General features: G+C 39.0%; 15 protein-coding genes and 1 riboswitch. Of the genes, 7 read left to right on the top strand and 8 right to left on the bottom strand.

Annotated features, from left to right (window positions below):
* Positions 1–80: 80 nt before the first annotated feature.
* The 3 genes from brnQ to ABH902_RS03730 form a co-directional block, all read right to left on the bottom strand.
* Positions 81–1,433 (bottom strand): branched-chain amino acid transport system II carrier protein, encoded by a 1,353-nt coding sequence (gene brnQ, locus ABH902_RS03740; RefSeq protein WP_404589232.1) that lies wholly within the window; start codon positions 1,431–1,433, stop codon positions 81–83.
* A 104-nt stretch (positions 1,434–1,537) separates the two neighbouring features.
* Positions 1,538–2,032 (bottom strand): GNAT family N-acetyltransferase, encoded by a 495-nt coding sequence (locus ABH902_RS03735; protein ID WP_404589231.1) that lies wholly within the window; start codon positions 2,030–2,032, stop codon positions 1,538–1,540.
* Positions 2,029–2,373 carry a MazG nucleotide pyrophosphohydrolase domain-containing protein gene (locus tag ABH902_RS03730; protein ID WP_404589230.1) on the bottom strand — a complete coding sequence of 115 codons (345 nt, stop codon included), beginning with the start codon at positions 2,371–2,373 and terminating at the stop codon, positions 2,029–2,031. Before ABH902_RS03730 ends, ABH902_RS03735 begins: the two co-directional genes overlap by 4 nt.
* A 118-nt stretch (positions 2,374–2,491) precedes the next feature.
* On the opposite strand from ABH902_RS03730, the gene ABH902_RS03725 reads away from it, so the two are divergent.
* Both ABH902_RS03725 and ABH902_RS03720 read left to right on the top strand, forming a co-directional pair.
* Complete coding sequence (locus tag ABH902_RS03725; RefSeq protein ID WP_404589229.1) at positions 2,492–3,127, top strand: histidine phosphatase family protein; 636 nt, start codon at positions 2,492–2,494, stop codon at positions 3,125–3,127.
* A 40-nt stretch (positions 3,128–3,167) separates the two neighbouring features.
* Positions 3,168–3,734: a TIGR00730 family Rossman fold protein gene (locus ABH902_RS03720; protein ID WP_404589228.1), complete on the top strand. Its 567-nt coding sequence runs from the start codon at positions 3,168–3,170 to the stop codon at positions 3,732–3,734.
* A gap of 71 nt (positions 3,735–3,805) precedes the next feature.
* Here the strand turns inward: ABH902_RS03720 and ABH902_RS03715 are convergent, their stop codons facing one another.
* From ABH902_RS03715 to ABH902_RS03705, 3 genes are all read right to left on the bottom strand, one after another.
* Positions 3,806–6,514, bottom strand: a complete 2,709-nt coding sequence (locus tag ABH902_RS03715) for a SpaA isopeptide-forming pilin-related protein (RefSeq protein WP_404589227.1) — start codon at positions 6,512–6,514, stop codon at positions 3,806–3,808.
* A gap of 438 nt (positions 6,515–6,952) precedes the next feature.
* Positions 6,953–7,696 carry an amino acid ABC transporter ATP-binding protein gene (locus ABH902_RS03710; RefSeq protein ID WP_404589226.1) on the bottom strand — a complete coding sequence of 248 codons (744 nt, stop codon included), beginning with the start codon at positions 7,694–7,696 and terminating at the stop codon, positions 6,953–6,955.
* Between the two features lie 11 nt (positions 7,697–7,707).
* Positions 7,708–9,285 (bottom strand): ABC transporter substrate-binding protein/permease, encoded by a 1,578-nt coding sequence (locus ABH902_RS03705; RefSeq protein WP_404589225.1) that lies wholly within the window; start codon positions 9,283–9,285, stop codon positions 7,708–7,710.
* Between the two features lie 213 nt (positions 9,286–9,498).
* A riboswitch (Lysine riboswitch) is annotated at positions 9,499–9,670 on the bottom strand.
* 222 nt (positions 9,671–9,892) lie between these two features.
* Between ABH902_RS03705 and ABH902_RS03700 the strand changes: the two genes are divergently transcribed.
* A complete protein-coding gene (locus tag ABH902_RS03700) occupies positions 9,893–12,886 on the top strand; it encodes an LTA synthase family protein (RefSeq protein WP_404589224.1) in 2,994 nt (997 codons plus the stop codon).
* Between the two features lie 132 nt (positions 12,887–13,018).
* On the opposite strand, the gene ABH902_RS03695 is transcribed toward ABH902_RS03700, so the two are convergent.
* On the bottom strand, positions 13,019–13,315 hold the full coding sequence (locus ABH902_RS03695; RefSeq protein ID WP_216646695.1) for a hypothetical protein: 297 nt from the start codon (positions 13,313–13,315) through the stop codon (positions 13,019–13,021).
* A gap of 177 nt (positions 13,316–13,492) precedes the next feature.
* Between ABH902_RS03695 and ABH902_RS03690 the strand changes: the two genes are divergently transcribed.
* From ABH902_RS03690 to ABH902_RS03675, 4 genes are all read left to right on the top strand, one after another.
* Positions 13,493–14,197, top strand: a complete 705-nt coding sequence (locus ABH902_RS03690; protein ID WP_404589223.1) for an NAD-dependent protein deacylase — start codon at positions 13,493–13,495, stop codon at positions 14,195–14,197.
* A gap of 1 nt (position 14,198) precedes the next feature.
* Positions 14,199–15,041 carry a chorismate mutase gene (locus ABH902_RS03685; protein ID WP_404589222.1) on the top strand — a complete coding sequence of 281 codons (843 nt, stop codon included), beginning with the start codon at positions 14,199–14,201 and terminating at the stop codon, positions 15,039–15,041.
* Between the two features lie 15 nt (positions 15,042–15,056).
* Positions 15,057–15,575, top strand: a complete 519-nt coding sequence (locus tag ABH902_RS03680) for a transcription repressor NadR (protein ID WP_404589221.1) — start codon at positions 15,057–15,059, stop codon at positions 15,573–15,575.
* Positions 15,576–15,766: 191 nt separating this feature from the next.
* Positions 15,767–17,263 (top strand): aldehyde dehydrogenase family protein, encoded by a 1,497-nt coding sequence (locus ABH902_RS03675; RefSeq protein WP_404589220.1) that lies wholly within the window; start codon positions 15,767–15,769, stop codon positions 17,261–17,263.
* Positions 17,264–17,346: 83 nt separating this feature from the next.
* On the opposite strand, the gene ABH902_RS03670 is transcribed toward ABH902_RS03675, so the two are convergent.
* Positions 17,347–18,327 (bottom strand): L-lactate dehydrogenase, encoded by a 981-nt coding sequence (locus ABH902_RS03670; RefSeq protein ID WP_404589219.1) that lies wholly within the window; start codon positions 18,325–18,327, stop codon positions 17,347–17,349.
* Positions 18,328–18,448 lie beyond the last annotated feature (121 nt).

Here is an 18,448-nt window from a genome sequence, read left to right as displayed (position 1 = left end):
AAAGAATGAGACCTTTTACCATCAAAAAAAGGGCTTGAAAAAATAAGCATACCTATTTTTCCCAACCCTTATTATTTATTTTAGTAAGCAGCGTGTCCTTTTTTTCTAAAACTCCAAATTAAACCGATAACAAAACCAATGATTGCTGGTACGACCCAACCCATACCAATTGTAAACAAAGGCAGATAAGATTCAGCAACCTGCAGCACACTGTTGATCAAGGGAGACGCCTTAACAGAATCAGGCATACTGTTCAATGCATCCAGTAGTGCAGCCAGCAAGGTTATATAAGTCGTCATTTGATAGACTTCCTTTCGGTGATGAAAAACCGGTGAAAGAACAACCAGCAGCATAAGTGTCATCGCTAAAGGATAAAGAAACATCAAGACCGGTACAGAAAATTGAATGATATTGGTTAAACCAATATTGGCAAATAAACACGGCAGAATACTAGCAACAGTGATATAAAATCCATAAGATCTTTGTGGAAATAAATCGCTAAAAGTTTCTGCACAAGCTGTGATTAAACCGATTGCCGTTTTTAAACAAGCCAAGATAACAATTAACGCCAATAAAAGACTACCGAAGTCGCCTAAATAATAATTGGCAATTTGTGCTAAAGCAATACCGCCGTTTTCGCTAAGAGAAAATTTACCCAAGCTCATGGTTCCCATATAAGCCAATAAGGTGTAAATAACACCCATCAAAATAACACTGACAGCACCTGATTTAATGGTGTCTTTGGCAATCTCGTTAGGCTTTTCAACGCCCATACCGCGAATCGTTGAAACAATAATAATTCCGAATGCCAAAGAAGCCAATGCATCTAACGTATTGTACCCTTCAGTAAAGCCTTTGAAGAAGGGATTTTCAATATAAACGGGATGAACAGCGGCAGAATGAATCGAACCCATTGGATCAACAAAAGCGAATAAGATTAAAATAGCTAATAAAAATAAGAAAAGCGGGTTCAGAAATTTGCCGACATAATTTAAGATTTTGGTCGGTTTACGTGAAAATGCCCAAGCCACCAAGAAAAAGATGGCTGAAAAAAGTGCTAAAACAATGCCGACTTGATCAGCAGGAATAAATGGTGTTAGCCCGATTTCAAAAGAAGTTGTCGCCAAACGCGGCAATGCAAAGAAAGGGCCAATCGTTAAATAAAGTAAAAGGGTAAAAATAACTGCATATTTTCGATTCACTCGTGTTGCCAAATCAAACAGACCGCTGCTTTTAGAAATACCCATCGCAATCACTCCTAAAAATGGCAGCCCGATTCCAGTGATCAAAAAGCCTAAGTTGGCTAAAAAGATGTTCGCACCTGCTTCTTGTCCCATGTGAACCGGAAAAATCAGGTTACCGGCACCAAAAAACAGACCGAATAGCATAGAACCTACATATAAGTAGTCACGCCATGATAATTTTTTTGTCAAAATCTAACACTCCTAAAATTTAATTCTTAATTAAAGTAACAGAATAAAGTATGAACAGCAAGTGAATTTTCAGAAAATTTCAAAGAGCAGCATGAGTGATTCAATTAAGCGTTATTTGTGAAAAAAGCAAATTGATAATCATCACAATAATGGTCGTCAATATAGAATTCATCCTTGAAAAGGGCTTCTTGGACAAAACCATTTTTTCGATAAAACTGAATGGCCTTAGTATTGGAACCCATCACTCGCAAGCTAAGCTTGTGAATGCCTTCGTTTTTAGCTGTTTCTTTCAAGAAATCCAAGAGCTTTTTACCAATGCCCAGTGATTGGCTGTCTGGATGGACGCCAATCCCCAACATCCATTGTCTTTGATGTGCTAAGAGTGGAGTAGGATGATGAACTGAAATAAAACCATGGACACGTTGAGCAGTTGTCGCGACAAAGATACGTTGATTGCCGATTTTTTCTTTATACTCTTCAACGGAAGCGTAGTGGTGAACGACAGGTGAATTTTTAGTTGTCCAGATCCTATTTTCAATTTCAATCAGCATAGGAAAATCCGCTTCTGTGATCGGACGAATTACAATAGATTGTGTCATAATGATTCCTGCTTTCCTTGGTCAACAGCTTCAAAACGTGCTTCCAATTTATTTTTATGAGAAATTAAAATATCCTCAAAGCGAATATCGTATTTGTCAGCTAAAATAAATAAATTATCCAAAACATCGCCCAGCTCCTCGGTTAAATCCTGTAAGAGAACTTCTCGGGCTTGTGGTGCTTCATCCGGTCGATCCCGCCCAATTTCCAGCGCTCTGACCGCCTGTGCGACCTCACCGGTTTCTTCAGCTAAAAAGCCGATGCGAACGAAAGGATCCAAGGCATACCAGCCGCGCTTTTTATAAAAGGTACTGATCCATTCCTGATACGCTTTAAGTTCCATAATAACTTCTCCTTTGCACTTGCATTGCTCAACTGCAGTTAAGCAAAGTTTTCTTTTTTATAGTATCATAAGTAAGTATGAGATAGTAGCGGAAAAAACTGAAGGGAATTGAAAGCGAATGACGACATTTTACTTTGTACGACATGGAAAAACAGAATTGAATTTAAGCTTGCGTTTTCAAGGAGGAGACATTGATTCTCCCTTATTACCGATTGGTGTTGAGCAGGCTATTCAAGCAGGGCGCTATCTTTGCGACGTGTCCTTTGATTTTGCCGCAGTGAGCACTCAAAAAAGAGCGATGGATACAGCGAATTATCTTTTAAAAGAAAATAATTTTTTAAATGGTTTAACGGTTACCTATCTGGATGATTTGCGTGAAATCAAGTTTGGTGAAAGAGAAGGGGCGGAAATTGATCGCACGGATGAACAAACGCATAATTTACGGCAGCGTCCGGATTTGTACGATCCGACAGCCTTTGGCGGAGAAACGATTGACTCCTTGGTCACACGAGCCAGAGGTGTTGTAGAATATTTAAGCAGCGAATATCCAGAAGGTAAAATTCTGATTGTCGCACACGGTGTTTTGTTGATTACACTGATAAATGCATTAATAGGTAAACCCAAGGCTGATTGGCGTAAGGGCGGTCCTTTGGCAAATACCAGTATTTCTATTATTGAAAAGAAGCAGGATGCATCTTATCAATTAAAGGTCTTTAACGATATTTCCTATCAGACCAATAATGAAGAAGCGTAAGAAAATAAATTGAAACAATAGTTAGACAGGAGCACGGATTATGAAACGTATGGCAGTATATTGTGGTGCAAATGCTGGCAATAGCGCATGCTACCAGCAACAAACAAAAGAATTAGGAGAATGGATGAGTGCCTCCGGTTATGAATTGGTATATGGCGGCGGGAATGTTGGATTAATGGGCTTGCTTGCTGATACAGTGATTGAAACGGGCGGCAGTGCGATAGGTGTCATGCCGACTTTTTTAGTTGAACGTGAAATTGCTCATCAAGGCCTGACCGAAATGCATATAGTCAATGACATGCATGAAAGAAAACGAAAAATGATTGATCTAGCAGGCTGCTATTTAGCTTTGCCGGGAGGCCCGGGCACTTTGGAGGAAATTACGGAGGTCGTTTCTTGGGGCAGAGTGGGCGAGCATCGTAATCCTTGTGTCTTTTTCAATGTGAATGGCTATTATGATTTACTAGCAAGCTTTTTTGACCAGATGGTGACAGAAGGCTTTTTAACAACAGAAGATCGGCAAAAGATTTTCTTTTCAGCTGATTTGGAGGAAATTGGACAATTTATTGAAAATTATACACCTCCTGTGATTCGCTCCTATAAATAGCCGAAAAGCTTCTCAACTCAGAGATTTTTCATCTCCGGGTTAAGAAGCTTTTTTAGTTAGTTTTAGATGTATTACTCACTTACTGGACTTTTTTTAGTATAGTACAGGCTTCCTGCAAAAATGATAAGCAGTAGTCCCATAAGCAACAGCCATGTTTGTGGCCGTTCACCAGCTTTCGGCATTTGGCCGGTTGTTGCTGGCTTGTCTTGACTTGAAGAGGATGGGGTAGTATCGTCTGTTATTTTCTTATTGACTACTTTAGCTGTCCAATTTTCGGGGCTGGTCACAGTCAATTCACCCTGTGGATTCGCTTCAATGGTTATTTGGATCGGCTTGATAGCTTGATAGCCTGTCAAAGGCTCGATCTCTACTAATTGATAGTTTCCTGCTTTTAATTGAGAAAAGGTGACTTGCCCATTTTCATCGGAGCTTTGGATAGAGCCAACTTGTTGCTTTTGTTCATCCAATACCTTAAAGCGGACCCCTTTTAACGGTTGATTCTGTTCATCAACTTTCTTAAAAGCTAGATCAGTAGTCGGTGCGGCTGACAGTGTATTTGTTAGGATGATTTTTCCATCTGCTATTTTCGAAGTTGCTGTGTAGTTTGGATCAACGGCGATTTCTGCTGCCGTGTAGTTAAAGTTTTCCCCTTGATTATTAAAGGCGGCTAAATTGACTGGAACAGCTTCGTTTTTAGGAATAACAGAGTCGATTTCAGTTTGCCATTGGTTCGTTGGCTGTTGGGAAGCATTTAACTGAATAGGCTGACTTTCCTGCCAAGCATCACTTGTGACTGTTGTTCGTTTTAAAACAAAGGAAATAGAATCTGGACGCAAATGTAAAAAGTCATTGTTATCCTGCCAGTTTTTTTCGATCATTATTTTTGTTCCAGGTGCTTTGACTGACGGTATCGGAAAATCTAAAAAGTTACCTTTGCTGACTGGATCTAACGTTGTTCGTCCATTCGCCAAATACCAATGTTCTGGAATAAAGGCGGAAGATTCTGTATCGATCCGGATTTGATAAGTCAGTGTCAAGCGTTCATTAGCTCCCAAATACAAACCGGAAAGCGTGAGCTGCCCATTTTGTTCGCTGACGTTCACTTTATTCAGTAAGTCTGGGGCTTCTACCCAAGAACCAGCAGCATCTTTTCTATAGCCTTTTAGAGAATAATCGGCAGGAGTAAGTGCCGCACCGCTTTTTTGTAGCAGAATCTGTTCTCCCATCGGATCTTGAATTGTTCCGTTGGTGATCGTTCTGTCAACTTTTGCCGCGATGTTTTCTAAGGCTTCGCCTAGTTGCGTTAAGTCAGCATCGATAGGCACGTATTTAGCTTCGCTACTGGCGATATTCTTATCGATGTACTCACCACGTGCGCTAGGTGCCACACCGATTGAATAGAGGTCATAGCCCTTCAATTTTAAATCAACTGCTGTTCCTAAGGTTAAATTGGAAAGTTCTCTTGCATCTGCTAAAGTAGCATTATTTGGATCTCTGTCAACAGTGGTCGGGTTACTTGTGTAGTAAAGTGGCGAGTCGACAGCAAAATCACGATAATAACTATTAGCGCTATAACCATTATAGGCAGTAATCTGTCCATCATTAGTGTAAGAAACAGCATTTTCAGATGGAAAATAAGCACGATTGGCGCTGCCGTCCCCAATATGAACAAGGATTTTTTTCTGGACATTTGGTGTTGCGGAGGTTTCTAACAACGTTTCAGCTGCATGAAGTCCTTTTTGGATAAATGTACCGGAACGGCTTTTACTTGTATCTTCTAAAAAATCGACAAGGGCTTCTTTATCTGTTGTCAAAGGCTGGACATAGGCCTCTCGATTATAGGCAACAATTCCTACATGGACTTTCCCGGAAGATAAGGCATGATCGATTTGATCCAAAAAGGTCTTCACACCAGTAATGGCGTTTTCCAGCTTTTGTCCGTTCATGGTTGAGGAATAGTCAATGATCAGTACGACATCAATTGGGTTAGGGTATTCATTTCCTTTGACATCTAAGGTAACATCGAATAGTCCTTGCTTTCCATTGACTTCCTGTGCTGTTTTTTTCAGGTAAGCTTCATCGCTGTAATTTACGTAGTTTTCGTTATCAAAGGCTGCTTCAGCTGTTTGTCCGTAAGCATAGTTCAACACATTTTTACCGCTTATCCCTTGATCATTGTTAGTCAGATAATTACCCGAACCATCAGCTGTATAGCTAAAATTGATCGTTTTAGGCTGAGTAATGGGCAGATCAGGGAGAGATGAATCAGTTTGTGATGGTTCAACAGTTTTCGTAGACGAACTTGCCGTTTCAGTATGTTTATCGATTACCGGCAAAAGAACTTTCTTAGAAAAATTCTTGCTGTCGATAGTCAAATAAGTGTCTGGTGAAATCGTCTCAACAGGAGCACTTAAGGAAAGCTTGACGTTTCCTTGATAGCTGGAAGCAATCGTTAGTTGAAGCTTGTTGCTTTTAAGCACTGCAGAACCAATCGTTTGATCCTGTTGATCGACTAATGCAACGGCATTATTATCTGGAAACAACAGATTATCGGAAAGGGAAATCACTTGAGTTGAGACGTCGCCAATTGGTTTAGCTAAATTTAGGTGGACAGAGACTTGCTTTGATTCACCTGCTTCGATTTGAACATCATTGAGTGTGACTTTCGCTTCTTGCCCCTCTATTTCTTGGGCAATTACTTGAATAGGAGTGAGCAGCTGGATTATCGCGAGTAAAAAAATACTAAAAAAGGCAGCGGATTTTAGGTGTTTGATTTTCATAATAAGCTCCTTACTTTGTAAGTCATTAGAATGCTTCATTCAGAGCCAATTGTATAAGGAATCCTAAAAGATGTAAAAAATTACGGTCTGCAAATTATAGTTTTTTAGACAAAAACATGTATTTATCTAAAAAAGATAAAAACTATGAGAGCTAGACAAAACTAAAAACAGTTTTGCCTAGCTCTCTATTTACGAATAAACGGCGGAAGCAGAAGCAACTCCTTCGGAAATAAGCCGAAATTGCTGACAACCACGAAGAGTGAAACGATTCGATGCTTGACAGTACCTAATTGGTCACAAAAATTTGAAAAACACCTAGTAGGAATCATTCAACATCGAAAGAAATCTTTCGTGTTTCATGTCATTTTTGTGAATTTCTTCTTATTTCTCGGAGTTAAACGCTTCTGTCCCAGCCTCTAGTTTAATAACATAATTAACTTAATCATTTTTAGACAATATACGATGTAAAAATTCTTTTGTACGTGCTTCTTTTGGATGAATAAAGATATCTTCTGCTGTTCCTTCCTCAGCAATAACGCCTTTATCCATAAAAATCACACGATCAGAGACTTCTTTAGCAAACTCCATTTCATGCGTCACCACAATCATGGTCAAGCCTGTATGAGCCAAATCCTTCATCGTTTTTAACACCTCGCCGACCATTTCTGGATCCAATGCGGAGGTAGGTTCATCAAACAGCATCACATCAGGATTCATGGATAAGGCACGCGCAATCGCGACCCGCTGTTTTTGACCGCCGGAAAGCTGCGCTGGTTTTGCATCAACGAAGCCTTTCATGCCAACCTTTTCCAAATTTTCAAGAGCAATTTTCTTGGCCTCTTCTTTGCTTTTTTTCAAAACAGTAATTTGTCCGGATGTACAGTTTTCTAAAACATTCATGTTGTTAAAAAGATTAAATGATTGAAAAACCATCCCAAGGTGTGTCCGATATTTCGGTAAATTATAGCCGCGCTCCAAGACATTTTCACCGTTATAAATAATGCTGCCGCCTGTTGGCTTCTCCAATAAATTAATACAGCGTAAAAGGGTTGATTTACCAGATCCGGAAGAACCAATGATCGTTACAACTTCGCCTTTATTTACAGAAACATTAATATCTTTTAATACTTCATTTTCACCAAAACTTTTACGTAAATGCTCGACTTCAATAATTGAATTCATCGTTTTTCCTCCTAGCTTTCTTTCATATTATCCACTTCTTCGATTTTTGTGTAAGCAGACGGTCCGTCCATTTTTCGCTCAACCACACGAAGTACGCGAGTAATCGCGAAGGTCATAACTAAATAGATAATACCGACGATTGTAAAGGTTTGGAAAAATTGGAAATTCGCTCCTGCAGCAGAGTTCCCTTGGAAGAACAAGTCAGCAACGCCAATAACACTCAAAACAGCAGTATCTTTAATATTGATGACGAATTCATTACCTGTTGCTGGCAAAATATTACGCAGCACTTGAGGGATTACTACTTTTCTCATCGTTTGTCCGTGTGTCATACCGATTGCTTGGGCAGCTTCAAATTGTCCTTGATCCACAGCAAAAATACCGCCGCGAACGATTTCAGTCATATAAGCTCCTGTATTGATAGAAACGATAAACAATGCAGCAATTGTTCGGTCTAAAGAAATACCGAAAGCTAAAGCTAATCCATAAAAGATAACCATTGCCTGTACCATCATTGGTGTACCGCGGAAAACTTCAATATAGACAGATAATAAAGCATTGCCGATTTTTTGTAAGATGCGAGCTACCTTATTTTCAGCTTCAGGAATTGTGCGAATAACACCAATTAATAATCCTAAGGTTGTCCCGACAAGTGTTCCGATTAAAGCGATAAACAAAGTTAAACCAGCACCGCGTAAAAACATACTGCCGTATTGATCCCAAATAGTTTTAAAATCTGCTAAAATGCCGGACTCTTCACTGTCGCCACTTTCAGCAGCAGGCTGATCTTTTACTGCCTGATCCATGATTTCTGTCCGTTCTTTTGAGGAGATTTTTGCCAGAATATCATTTACTTGGGTGATTTCCGGATCTTGCTTGCGCATTCCTACGGCAATCTGCACATCCTCTGCATTTGTTTGAAAGCCATTTTCCTTGGAAAACTCCAGCATTGTTAAATCCTTATTCACACTAGTTGCAGTTACACCTTCCGGACGTTCACTGACATAGCCGTCAATCATGCCGGAAGCTAAAGCTGTTCGCATCGCAGAAAAATTATCCATCGCCTGTTGTTTATTCACATTGGGAATTTGGTCGATCACGCTGTAGTGAAAGGTATTCAGCTGAGCGGTGATTTTGGCGCCGGATAAATCCTTTAAGTTTTTGGCAGTTGCGTAATCACTTTTTTTCTGTACAACCACAACCAGCTGTGATTCATAGTAAGGATCTGTAAAATCAATTTCCTTCCGACGTTCAGCGGTCGGGCTCATTCCGGCAATAATGGCGTCGATTTTACCAGACTGTAAAGCCGGTGCAAGACCATCCCATTTTGTTTGGATGATTACCAGCTTTTTATTCAAACCAGCCGCAATTTTTTTGGCAATTTGCACATCATAGCCGCCAGCATATGACGAATTTCCTTGAATCGGAACCGCGCCGTTGGCATCTGTTTTTTGAGACCAGTTAAACGGGGCATAGCCGGCCTCCATTCCTACTCGAAATTCTCCCTCTTCGGCGTGAGTAATTTGTGGAACTAGAAAAATACTTAATAAAAGTGCCAACAAACCGAATGAAACAATTTTTTTATACATGTTTTTCTTCCTTTCTTTTGTTTAACATATGCTTTCATTTTAAGTTGAAAAGTAGTATTTGAACAATGATTCACCATTCTTATTTGAAATAAACCGTCCGCAAGCAACAACGCTGGATATTTACTAAAAAGATCCTATTAAATCTGCTTTTCAAATAAAAAAACAGCCCTGCGTATGCGTGCATGGCTGTCTACTATCGTCAGGTACTCTCAACAAAAACATAGCGCAACTTAGCATCACTACTAAGACAGTCCGCAAGTTATTCGCTTGCGTCCCAACACACAACAGAGAGGCTGTTATGCATTTCGGCGATTTTCCCTAGACCTGCTTCATCGTGTCCTCTCACTCCACAAGCGTAATGAAAATCGCAACCTCTACCTCAATTTGAGGTACTATTTAGTTTTCAATTCGAATATAAAGTGTACGTGATTTATCCATAAAAGTCAATGGGTTCAAAAATTATCATTATACAGTTATACGGCTATATCAGAAAGATGAGAAATAGGTGGCAGTAAAAAGAGAAATTGTAAATAATCCTATTTTGCGCTAATATAGGTAAGGTTGAGTTTTTAATAAAAATAATAATTATATATTAGTGGGTGTTTTTGTGAAAAAAAGTGAAACTAACAAGTTTGAAATAGTACCAATAATTGTAGCCATTCTTTTAATGATTGTTCAAAGAGTTTTATTATCGGCAATTAGTATTCCACAATATGGCAGCAACTCCGGTAGGTTTTATCTTTATTCGGCGGCCATGGCGTTGGTTACCGCTGGGTTAACAATAGTCCCGATGTATATGGGCTATCATTCGCAAAAGCTAAGGCCAAAGAATGCTTTTCGTTATTTAAGCAGCTTTTTTCTGGTTTATGCTGTCACTGGTTTAGCCAGCAGTTTCTTTTTTTATTTGCACGATTCAATTTTTCCGATTCGTGACTACTGGATTATTCTCTTTCCAATTAGTGGGAATTATTTCATTTATGGCGTTTCTTGTGTGCTTTTATTATGCAGTATTCCTTATTTAGTACCTTGGCTAAATAAACAAACGCCTCAATTATTGCAAAAAATAGCGATTGGCTTAACGATCGGTTTTGTTGTTTTACCAACGCTATTCAGTAAAGATCTCTGGGGATTCCAAGAAGGTAAGAACTTTATCTGGATTTTTTATTTGTTTTTTGTTGGGTATATCCTAAAACGATTAAACTGGATGGAAAAAATCAAGTTTAATTTTCTGCAATTGTGCTTAAGTGTAGGGATACTTTTAGGGTTGATTGTTCTCATGGTAAAAGTATCAATGATCATGAGAGGCGATGCCTCCACAGCTACTCGCTTTTCAGCGCCGTATTCTATATTTTCCATGTATTATTCAGTCATGCTATTTGTCTTTTTAGAAAGAATAGCTCAAAAGCTTCGATTAAATGTTTCTGGTAAGCTGATCGCTGTCATGTTGATCGTTGTTCAGACGTTGACTAGCTGGTCTTTAACTAATTATCGTCTTTCTGCATATTGGAAAAAGGCTTTTCCGGATTCTGGGGTAGCGTGGGTCGCAAATATCGCAAAATATATCGGATTGTATGTCTTAGCAACTATTTTTTTAGTGGTAGTGTGTTTATTGTTACAAAAAATTCCACTAATTAAGAGAGTACTAGCAGTTACTTCTTTTGAATCCATTGATGATTTAATGGTTAAATTGAGCGCAGTAAAACGTTGGATTTACCAAAAGCGTGCACTCTTTTACACTGCGATTTTCTTTTACTTCTTTACATTTTTACAGCTGTTTTTACATTTGAAAACTGATGGTTGGCGCGAAAATCTCAATATCGCATTAACAATTTTCCTTCAAAAACAGTCAATTATTCTATTGACGGTGATGATTGTTATGGCCTTTTTAGTTTTATTATTGTTGCTGACTAATCGTTTTTGGTATGCATTTGCTATAACCTTGATAATTGATGTGCTGATAACAGTTGCCAGCATTATCAAAGTAGGGTTAAGAGAAGAACCTGTTTTTCCTTCCGATTTAAAAATGCTTAATAGTCTATCGGAACTGTTGTCGATGGTGAGTCCAATCTTAATTGGTGCGGGCATCATACTAGTGCTGTTTTTGATGGTGTCGAGTTTCGTTATTCAAAGACGGCTGCAGCACCAATATGCTTTGAAAATTAACTGGAAAAAAAGAATAATAAGTATTCTCGCTTTACTTGTGTTTTTCTCAGGAGCTTTCTTTATTAATCATAAAAGCTCGCCTGCCTTCTTTATCTTTAACCTGTTTAAAGTAGACAAAACCTTTTTCAATCAAGGAAATGCAGTTAAAGGGAACGGACCTATCCTCCAATTTTTAATTAATTTAGATGTGAAGGTTATGGATAAACCTGATCATTATTCAAAAGAGAAGATTGAGCAAATCATGAAAAAATATGATAAAGAGGCGCAGGTAATCAATGAGTCAAGAAATGATTGGCTGGAAAATCAGACGGTTATTTTAAACTTAAGTGAAAGCTTTAGTGATCCTGCACGTGTTCCGAATTTAACCGTATTAAATAATCCTATACCTAATATTCATCGATTAATGAAAGAAAACACGAGCGGCCTTATGCTTTCTGTTGGCTATGGTGGTGGTACAGCTAATATGGAATGGGAAGGTTTGACTGGTTTAGACATCAGCAGCTTAGCTGCATCGCTAGTTACACCTTATACACAATTAGTAGAAAATCAAAAGGTGAGTCCTAACTTAACCAATCTCTTTGATGAAAAAATTGCTATTCATCCGTATACAGCATCACTTTATAGAAGAAAAGAAGTCTTTGAAAAATTCGGTTTTGACAAATTTTACTATTTAGGAAGTCCCAATAAGTTAACTTACACGGATAAAATTGGCAGAAGTCCGAGAATTTCCGATGAGGCAGCTTATAAAGAAACGCTTAAGGCTTTAAAGAGTAATAATTCAACTAGTCAATTCATTCAATTATCTACTATGCAAAATCATATGCCCTATGCTGATTACTATGATCAGTTAGACTATGATGCCACTGGTTCAGCAGTGCTTGACTTTAAAAAGAGTGAATTAAGAACCTATATGCAAGGACTTCACTATACAGATGAAGCAGTTCTGGAGTTTATTAAGGAACTGGACAAAATTGAAAAACCAATTACTTTTGTTTTTTACGGTGATCATTTGGCTGCTCTCTTTAGCGGAAATGATGGTAAAAAATATGGGTTGGAACAACACGAAACAGATTATTTTATTTACAATAATGCTTATACACGTGAACAAAATAAGAAGCTAAATAAAAAAGTAGTTTCTCCAAGTAACTTCGGTGCAATGGCATTTGAACAAGCCAATATTAAAGTAACTCCTTATTATGCTTTATTAACAAAGGTAACAAATGAACTGCCGGCAGCAACGATTGACCCGGTAGAGAGTCTTTCCAATCGGTATAATGGTAAACAAGTCTTTGTAACTGAAAAAAATAAAATCATCTCTGAAGATCAATTAACGAAAAAACAAAAAGACCTTTTAGAGGATTACAAATATATTCAGTATGATCTGGTTGCCGGCGACCAATATTCTGCAAAATGGGCAGAACAAAAGGTTGCACAATAAGTTTAGTTGAAACGAAAAGAGGCGAGGACAGAAGTGTTAAGCAGTAGTTACTTCTGCTCCCGCTCTCTAAAAAAAGTGCGCTGACGTTGAAATAACTTCAAGGTCAGCGCACTTTTTTTAGAGCTAATGAATTTAAGCTGTTGCAGCTTTAGGCTCACGACCTAAAATTGCTTGTAGAACTGTCAACACACCATAAGAAGCTAAAATTGTATAAATCAAGCTTGAGTATGTTGTAATATCGAAATCCCATGTTTTGTAAACGACTAAAACAATAGCTAAAACAATTCCAAAAATAACATTGAAAAATGCAAAAGCCCATAGATTTCCGTTTTCTTTACGAGAAAGATAGAAAATTGAAAACCATAAACTTAAGACACCCCAGGCGATGCAGACTAAAATAGCTGCCCAATAAATAATAAACGCTACCACGAAGTTTCACCTCACTTTTATACATAGAGTATTCTATCACGTTCTCCTAGGTTTGTCATGAAAAGACAATGAAAATCCATTATAAAAAAAGTCGGAGATAATGTGTTACTTTCCTTTCAATAATCTTTCTCTCTTAGGGATTTTTAAGCTATAATAATTATATCAGGAGCTGATTTTATGAAACGAATCGATAGTCGAGCAGCAGGAGAAATGATGCAACAAGCTACGAAAATTACTTTTTTAACCGGTGCCGGTGTTTCCACTGGCTCGGGCGTGCCTGATTACCGCTCGTTGTCAGGCATATATCAAGGAATCGAACGACCGGAATATCTTTTAAGCTATACTTGCATGAATGAAGAGCCGGAGAAGTTTTATCGCTTTGTTAAAACGTTGTATCACCCCGAAGCTGTGCCAAATGCTAGTCATTTGCAGATGGCTGCTCTGGAAAAAAACAAAGAGATCTGGGTGGTTTCACAAAACATAGATGGTCTTCATCAAAAGGCAGGAAGTCAGCATCTGGTGAATTTTCACGGAGACCTATATGACTGTTATTGTAGAAAATGCGGGCAAAAAATTTCTGCAAAGGAGTATTTGCATTCCGATAGACATCAGCAATGCGGCGGACAGATCCGACCCGCTATTGTTTTATATGAAGAGGGATTAGATGAACAAAAGATTACACAGGCAGTTCAAGCGGTCAGTCAGGCTGAATTAGTCGTGATTGTCGGTACTAGTTTTCAGGTTCATCCTTTCTGTGACCTCATTCATTATGCTGCAAAGCAAGCAGAGGTTTTAGTAATTAATCAAACACCGATTCAGCTGACGCGCGCGGCCTATTACGTAGAAGCAGACGCCGCTACTATTTTTGCAGAGGAGTTTTAAAATGGAAGAAATAAAAACAGAACGTCAAAAGATGATTGACGGAGAATTATATTTTGCTGCTGATCCGGAACTGGTGGCGGCTCGCAAATTTGCCAGAGAACAAATGAAAGTCATTAATCAAGAAGAAGATCGCTATATTCGTCGTCAATTAATAGAAGAAACGTTCGGATCAACAGGAACCGGCTGTTATATTGAACCATCTATCAGCTTTGATTATGGCTTTAATATTCATGTGGGGAAAAATTTTTACGCAAATTTTAACAGCATTTTCTTGGATATTTGTCCTATTACAATTGGAGATAATTGTATGTTTGGTCCTAATGCGCAACTTTATACTGCGACCCATCCATTGAATCCTGTTAAAAGAAACAGCGGACTGGAATACGGGAAGCCGATCACTCTTGGCGATAATGTCTGGCTGGGCGGCAATGTTGTAATTACACCCGGGGTTACTTTAGGCGATAATGTAGTAGTTGCTGCTGGTTCGGTAGTTACTAAGTCATTTCCGGACAATTGCGTGATTGGTGGAAATCCAGCTAGAGTGATCAAAGAGATTGAAGGAGACGATGCACGTTCGCCTTTAGAGATGCAGCGCCAAAAAATTGATCATCTGGATCAGCAAATTGTTGCTTTATTAGAAGAACGGATGACTGTGGTGGAAGCGATTGTTGCGGTTAAGAAAGAAGAGAGCAAAGCAATCTTAGACACCTCAAGAGAACAAGAAGTATTGAAAAAAATCGCGAGCTTTGTAGAAAACAATCGTTATAACGAAGCGATCCAGGAAACGTATCAAGGATTGATGGATGCCTCCAAACGCTTTCAGGAGGAACAGCTTGACGAATAGAACAGGAGAAGACGGATGGACGGAGTAAAAAGACGGGAATTGATTCTTTCCGAGTTGGAAAATACCGATAAGCCTTTAAGTGCCAGACGCTTGGCTGAAAAATTTAAGGTGAGCCGCCAAATCATTGTTGGCGATGTGGCACTACTGAGAGCAGCTGGTATAGAAATTATTGCCACTGCCAGAGGCTATGTGCTGCAGGCGGCAGGAAACAAGCAAGGGCTTGTCCGAAAGATTGCTTGCCAGCATTTACCGGAACAAACAGAAGAAGAATTAATGCTGATTGTTTCTTTAGGCGGCGAAATTGTTGATGTCATTGTGGAGCATCCTATTTATGGCGAGCTGACCGGTGGGCTACATATTCAGACAGAAAAAGAGGTACAGGATTTTGTTAAACTGTATCAAAGCAGCAGTGCTGCCTTATTATCTGAATTAACAGAAGGCGTACATTTACACACCATTCGCTGTGAGGATGAAAAAACATTGGAGCGAATTAAAGCAACGCTGCGAGAAAAACATATTTTATATCAAGATTAAACCAATCATTCGAAATTAGAAGCTAGGGCGAGGCTAATCTATAGTTCCGGCCGGGCTTCTTTCTGTTTTTCGGATAGACCAATAATTAAATATGTAAGAAATTTATAGTAAAAAGCGGAACTAGCTATTTACATTTTTATTTTTAGGGATATAATGTAAGCGTAACCATTAAAAGAAGGAGTGAATTTTTAGTGAGTAGACCAATTGATATTAGCAATGCAGTGGATGAAAGTTATCAATTATACATTGATGGCAAATGGACAAACGGCTCCGGGAATCGTAAAATTACGAGCTATAACCCTAGTAACGGTGAAAAGCTGGCGGATTTTGTTGATGCTACGAATGAAGATGTCGATCAAGCGATAGCCGCGGCACACGAAGCATTCAAAACCTGGAAAGACGTAGACGTAGCAACACGCAGCGGATTACTGCTGCAAATTGCCGATTTAATTGAAGCAAACAAAGAGCACTTGGCACTCGTTGAAACCTTAGACAATGGTAAACCCTTACGTGAAACCTTAACAATTGATGTTCCAGCGACGATCGATCACTTCCGTTATTTTGCCGGAGTTATCCGGGCAGAAGAAGGGACAGTGAAGGATTTTGATCAGGATACTTTATCAATTGTTGTTAAAGAACCGATTGGGGTTGTGGGTCAAATCATTCCTTGGAATTTTCCATTGTTAATGGGCGCGTGGAAGCTGGCACCAGCAATTGCAGCAGGTAATACAGTGGTTATCCATCCTTCCTCTACCACTTCATTAAGCTTATTGGAACTCTTTAAATTATTGGATCAAGTCTTGCCAAAAGGCGTAGTCAACCTGATTACTGGACGTGGTTCAGATTCTGGCAATTATATGCTTGAACACGACGGCTTTGATAAACTGGCCTTTACTGGTTCAACGGAAGTTGGCTATACTGTGGCAAAAGCGGCTGCTGAAAAGCTGATTCCGGCAACCTTGGAGCTGGGCGGCAAGTCAGCAAACATTATTTTTGATGATGCCAATTGGGAACGGGCGCTGGAAGGTGTACAGCTAGGCATTTTGTTTAATCAAGGACAAGTTTGCTGTGCGGGTTCGCGTGTATTTGTCCAAGAAGGCATTTACGATAAATTTGTTGCTGCTTTAAAAGAAAAATTTGAGAAAATTAAAGTCGGCTTACCATGGGAAGACGGCGTACAAATGGGTGCACAAATTAATGAAAAACAATTAAAGGATATTTTAAACTATGTAGAAATCGGTACTAAAGAAGGAGCAACGCTGGTTACAGGCGGTCGTAAAGTTACGGGCAACGGCTTAGAAAACGGCGCCTTTTTAGAACCAACGCTGTTGGCTGATGCGAATAATGCCATGTGTATCGCCCAAGAGGAAATCTTTGGACCGGTTGCGACTGTTATGAAGTTTAAGACGGAAGAAGAGGTTATCGCTTTAGCTAATCAATCCGATTATGGTTTGGGCGGCGCTGTCTTCTCACAAAATATCAACACAGCTTTGCGAGTGGCTCGCAAGGTCAGAACTGGACGTATGTGGGTGAATACGTATAATCAATTACCGGCAGGGGCACCATTTGGCGGCTATAAAAAATCAGGAATCGGTCGTGAAACGCATAAATCAATGCTGGATGCTTATACCCAAATGAAAAATATTTACATTGTTACAAAAGAAGACGTGGATGGATTATATAATTAGCCAATAAAAGCAAAAAGGAGGAAAGCTGACAAGATAAGTCAAATTTCCTCCTTTTAAAATCGTTGTACAGGTAGTGTTTGTGTTTAATTATTTTCAGCTTCAAATTTTTCGAATGCTGATTTAATTACTTCTTTTAACGCTTTAGCAGAAGCATTCATCCGATCCTTTTCAGAATCTGTTAATGGGATTTCGATTACTTGTTGGATTCCTTGACGATTAATTACCGCAGGCGCACCGATATAGATATCATTTTGGCCATATTCACCGTCTAAGTAAACAGAAAGTGGGAAGACAGAATTTTCATCCGCTAAAATAGCTTTTGTTATACGAGCTAATGCAGCTGCGATTCCGTAGAAGGTCGCCCCTTTTTTCTCAATGATAGAATACGCGGCATCGCGAACATTAAAGAATAAATTAACCATCGCTTCTTCATCGACGTCTGGATTATTTTTAATCCATTCGTAAATTTGTAATCCGGCTACATTCGCATGAGACCAAACAGGAAATTCTGTATCGCCATGTTCGCCTAAGATATAAGCATGGACGTTTCTGGCATCCACATCGACTAATTCAGCGATGGCTTGACGGAAACGAGCAGAGTCTAAAGAAGTTCCGGAACCAATAACGCGTTCTTTTGGAAAACCTGAGAATTTCCATGTAGAATAAGTTAAAATATCTACTGGATTTGCTGCAACTAGAAAAATACCGTTAAAGCCGGACTCAACAATCGCTGTCACAATTTGTTTGTTAATTTTTAAGTTTTTGTGAACAAGATCAATTCTTGTTTCGCCGGGCTTTTGAGCAGCACCTGCTGTTAAAACAACAAGATCAGCGTCGTGGCAATCGTCATACGTTGCTGCATAAATCTTCTTAGGTGAAGTAAATGCAAGCGCATGAGATAAGTCAGCAGCATCTCCTTCAGTTTTTTTAGTGTCTATATCTATAATTCCAACTTCTTGGGCAATATTTTGAGTGACTAAGGCAAAAGCATAACTAGATCCGACAGCGCCATCTCCAACTAAAATTACTTTTTGGTGAGCTTTATTTCCTGCTGCTGCAGTCATGTGTATCAATCCTTTCAGATAATTGTTTTAACACTATGATAATACCATCGTTTGTGAGTTCTGTCACGTTATTTGCTTTTAAAAATTGATACAGTTTTTGAACCTGTTTCAAAAGAAAACT

The organism is Enterococcus sp. UD-01 (genome assembly GCF_044909655.1).
Lineage (GTDB): Bacteria > Bacillota > Bacilli > Lactobacillales > Enterococcaceae > Enterococcus_L.
The sequence above is the reverse complement of the archived record's forward strand: the minus strand, read 5'-3'. Positions and strand labels throughout refer to the sequence as shown.

Coding starts and splice junctions, on each gene's coding strand:
- ABH902_RS03705 (WP_404589225.1), bottom strand. CDS start 9,285: ATGTATAAAAAAATTGTTTCATTCGGTTTGTTGGCACTTTTATTAAGT.
- ABH902_RS03730 (WP_404589230.1), bottom strand. CDS start 2,373: ATGGAACTTAAAGCGTATCAGGAATGGATCAGTACCTTTTATAAAAAG.
- ABH902_RS03685 (WP_404589222.1), top strand. CDS start 14,199: ATGGAAGAAATAAAAACAGAACGTCAAAAGATGATTGACGGAGAATTA.
- ABH902_RS03690 (WP_404589223.1), top strand. CDS start 13,493: ATGAAACGAATCGATAGTCGAGCAGCAGGAGAAATGATGCAACAAGCT.
- ABH902_RS03720 (WP_404589228.1), top strand. CDS start 3,168: ATGAAACGTATGGCAGTATATTGTGGTGCAAATGCTGGCAATAGCGCA.
- ABH902_RS03710 (WP_404589226.1), bottom strand. CDS start 7,696: ATGAATTCAATTATTGAAGTCGAGCATTTACGTAAAAGTTTTGGTGAA.
- ABH902_RS03725 (WP_404589229.1), top strand. CDS start 2,492: ATGACGACATTTTACTTTGTACGACATGGAAAAACAGAATTGAATTTA.
- ABH902_RS03670 (WP_404589219.1), bottom strand. CDS start 18,327: ATGACTGCAGCAGCAGGAAATAAAGCTCACCAAAAAGTAATTTTAGTT.
- ABH902_RS03715 (WP_404589227.1), bottom strand. CDS start 6,514: ATGAAAATCAAACACCTAAAATCCGCTGCCTTTTTTAGTATTTTTTTA.
- ABH902_RS03680 (WP_404589221.1), top strand. CDS start 15,057: ATGGACGGAGTAAAAAGACGGGAATTGATTCTTTCCGAGTTGGAAAAT.
- ABH902_RS03735 (WP_404589231.1), bottom strand. CDS start 2,032: ATGACACAATCTATTGTAATTCGTCCGATCACAGAAGCGGATTTTCCT.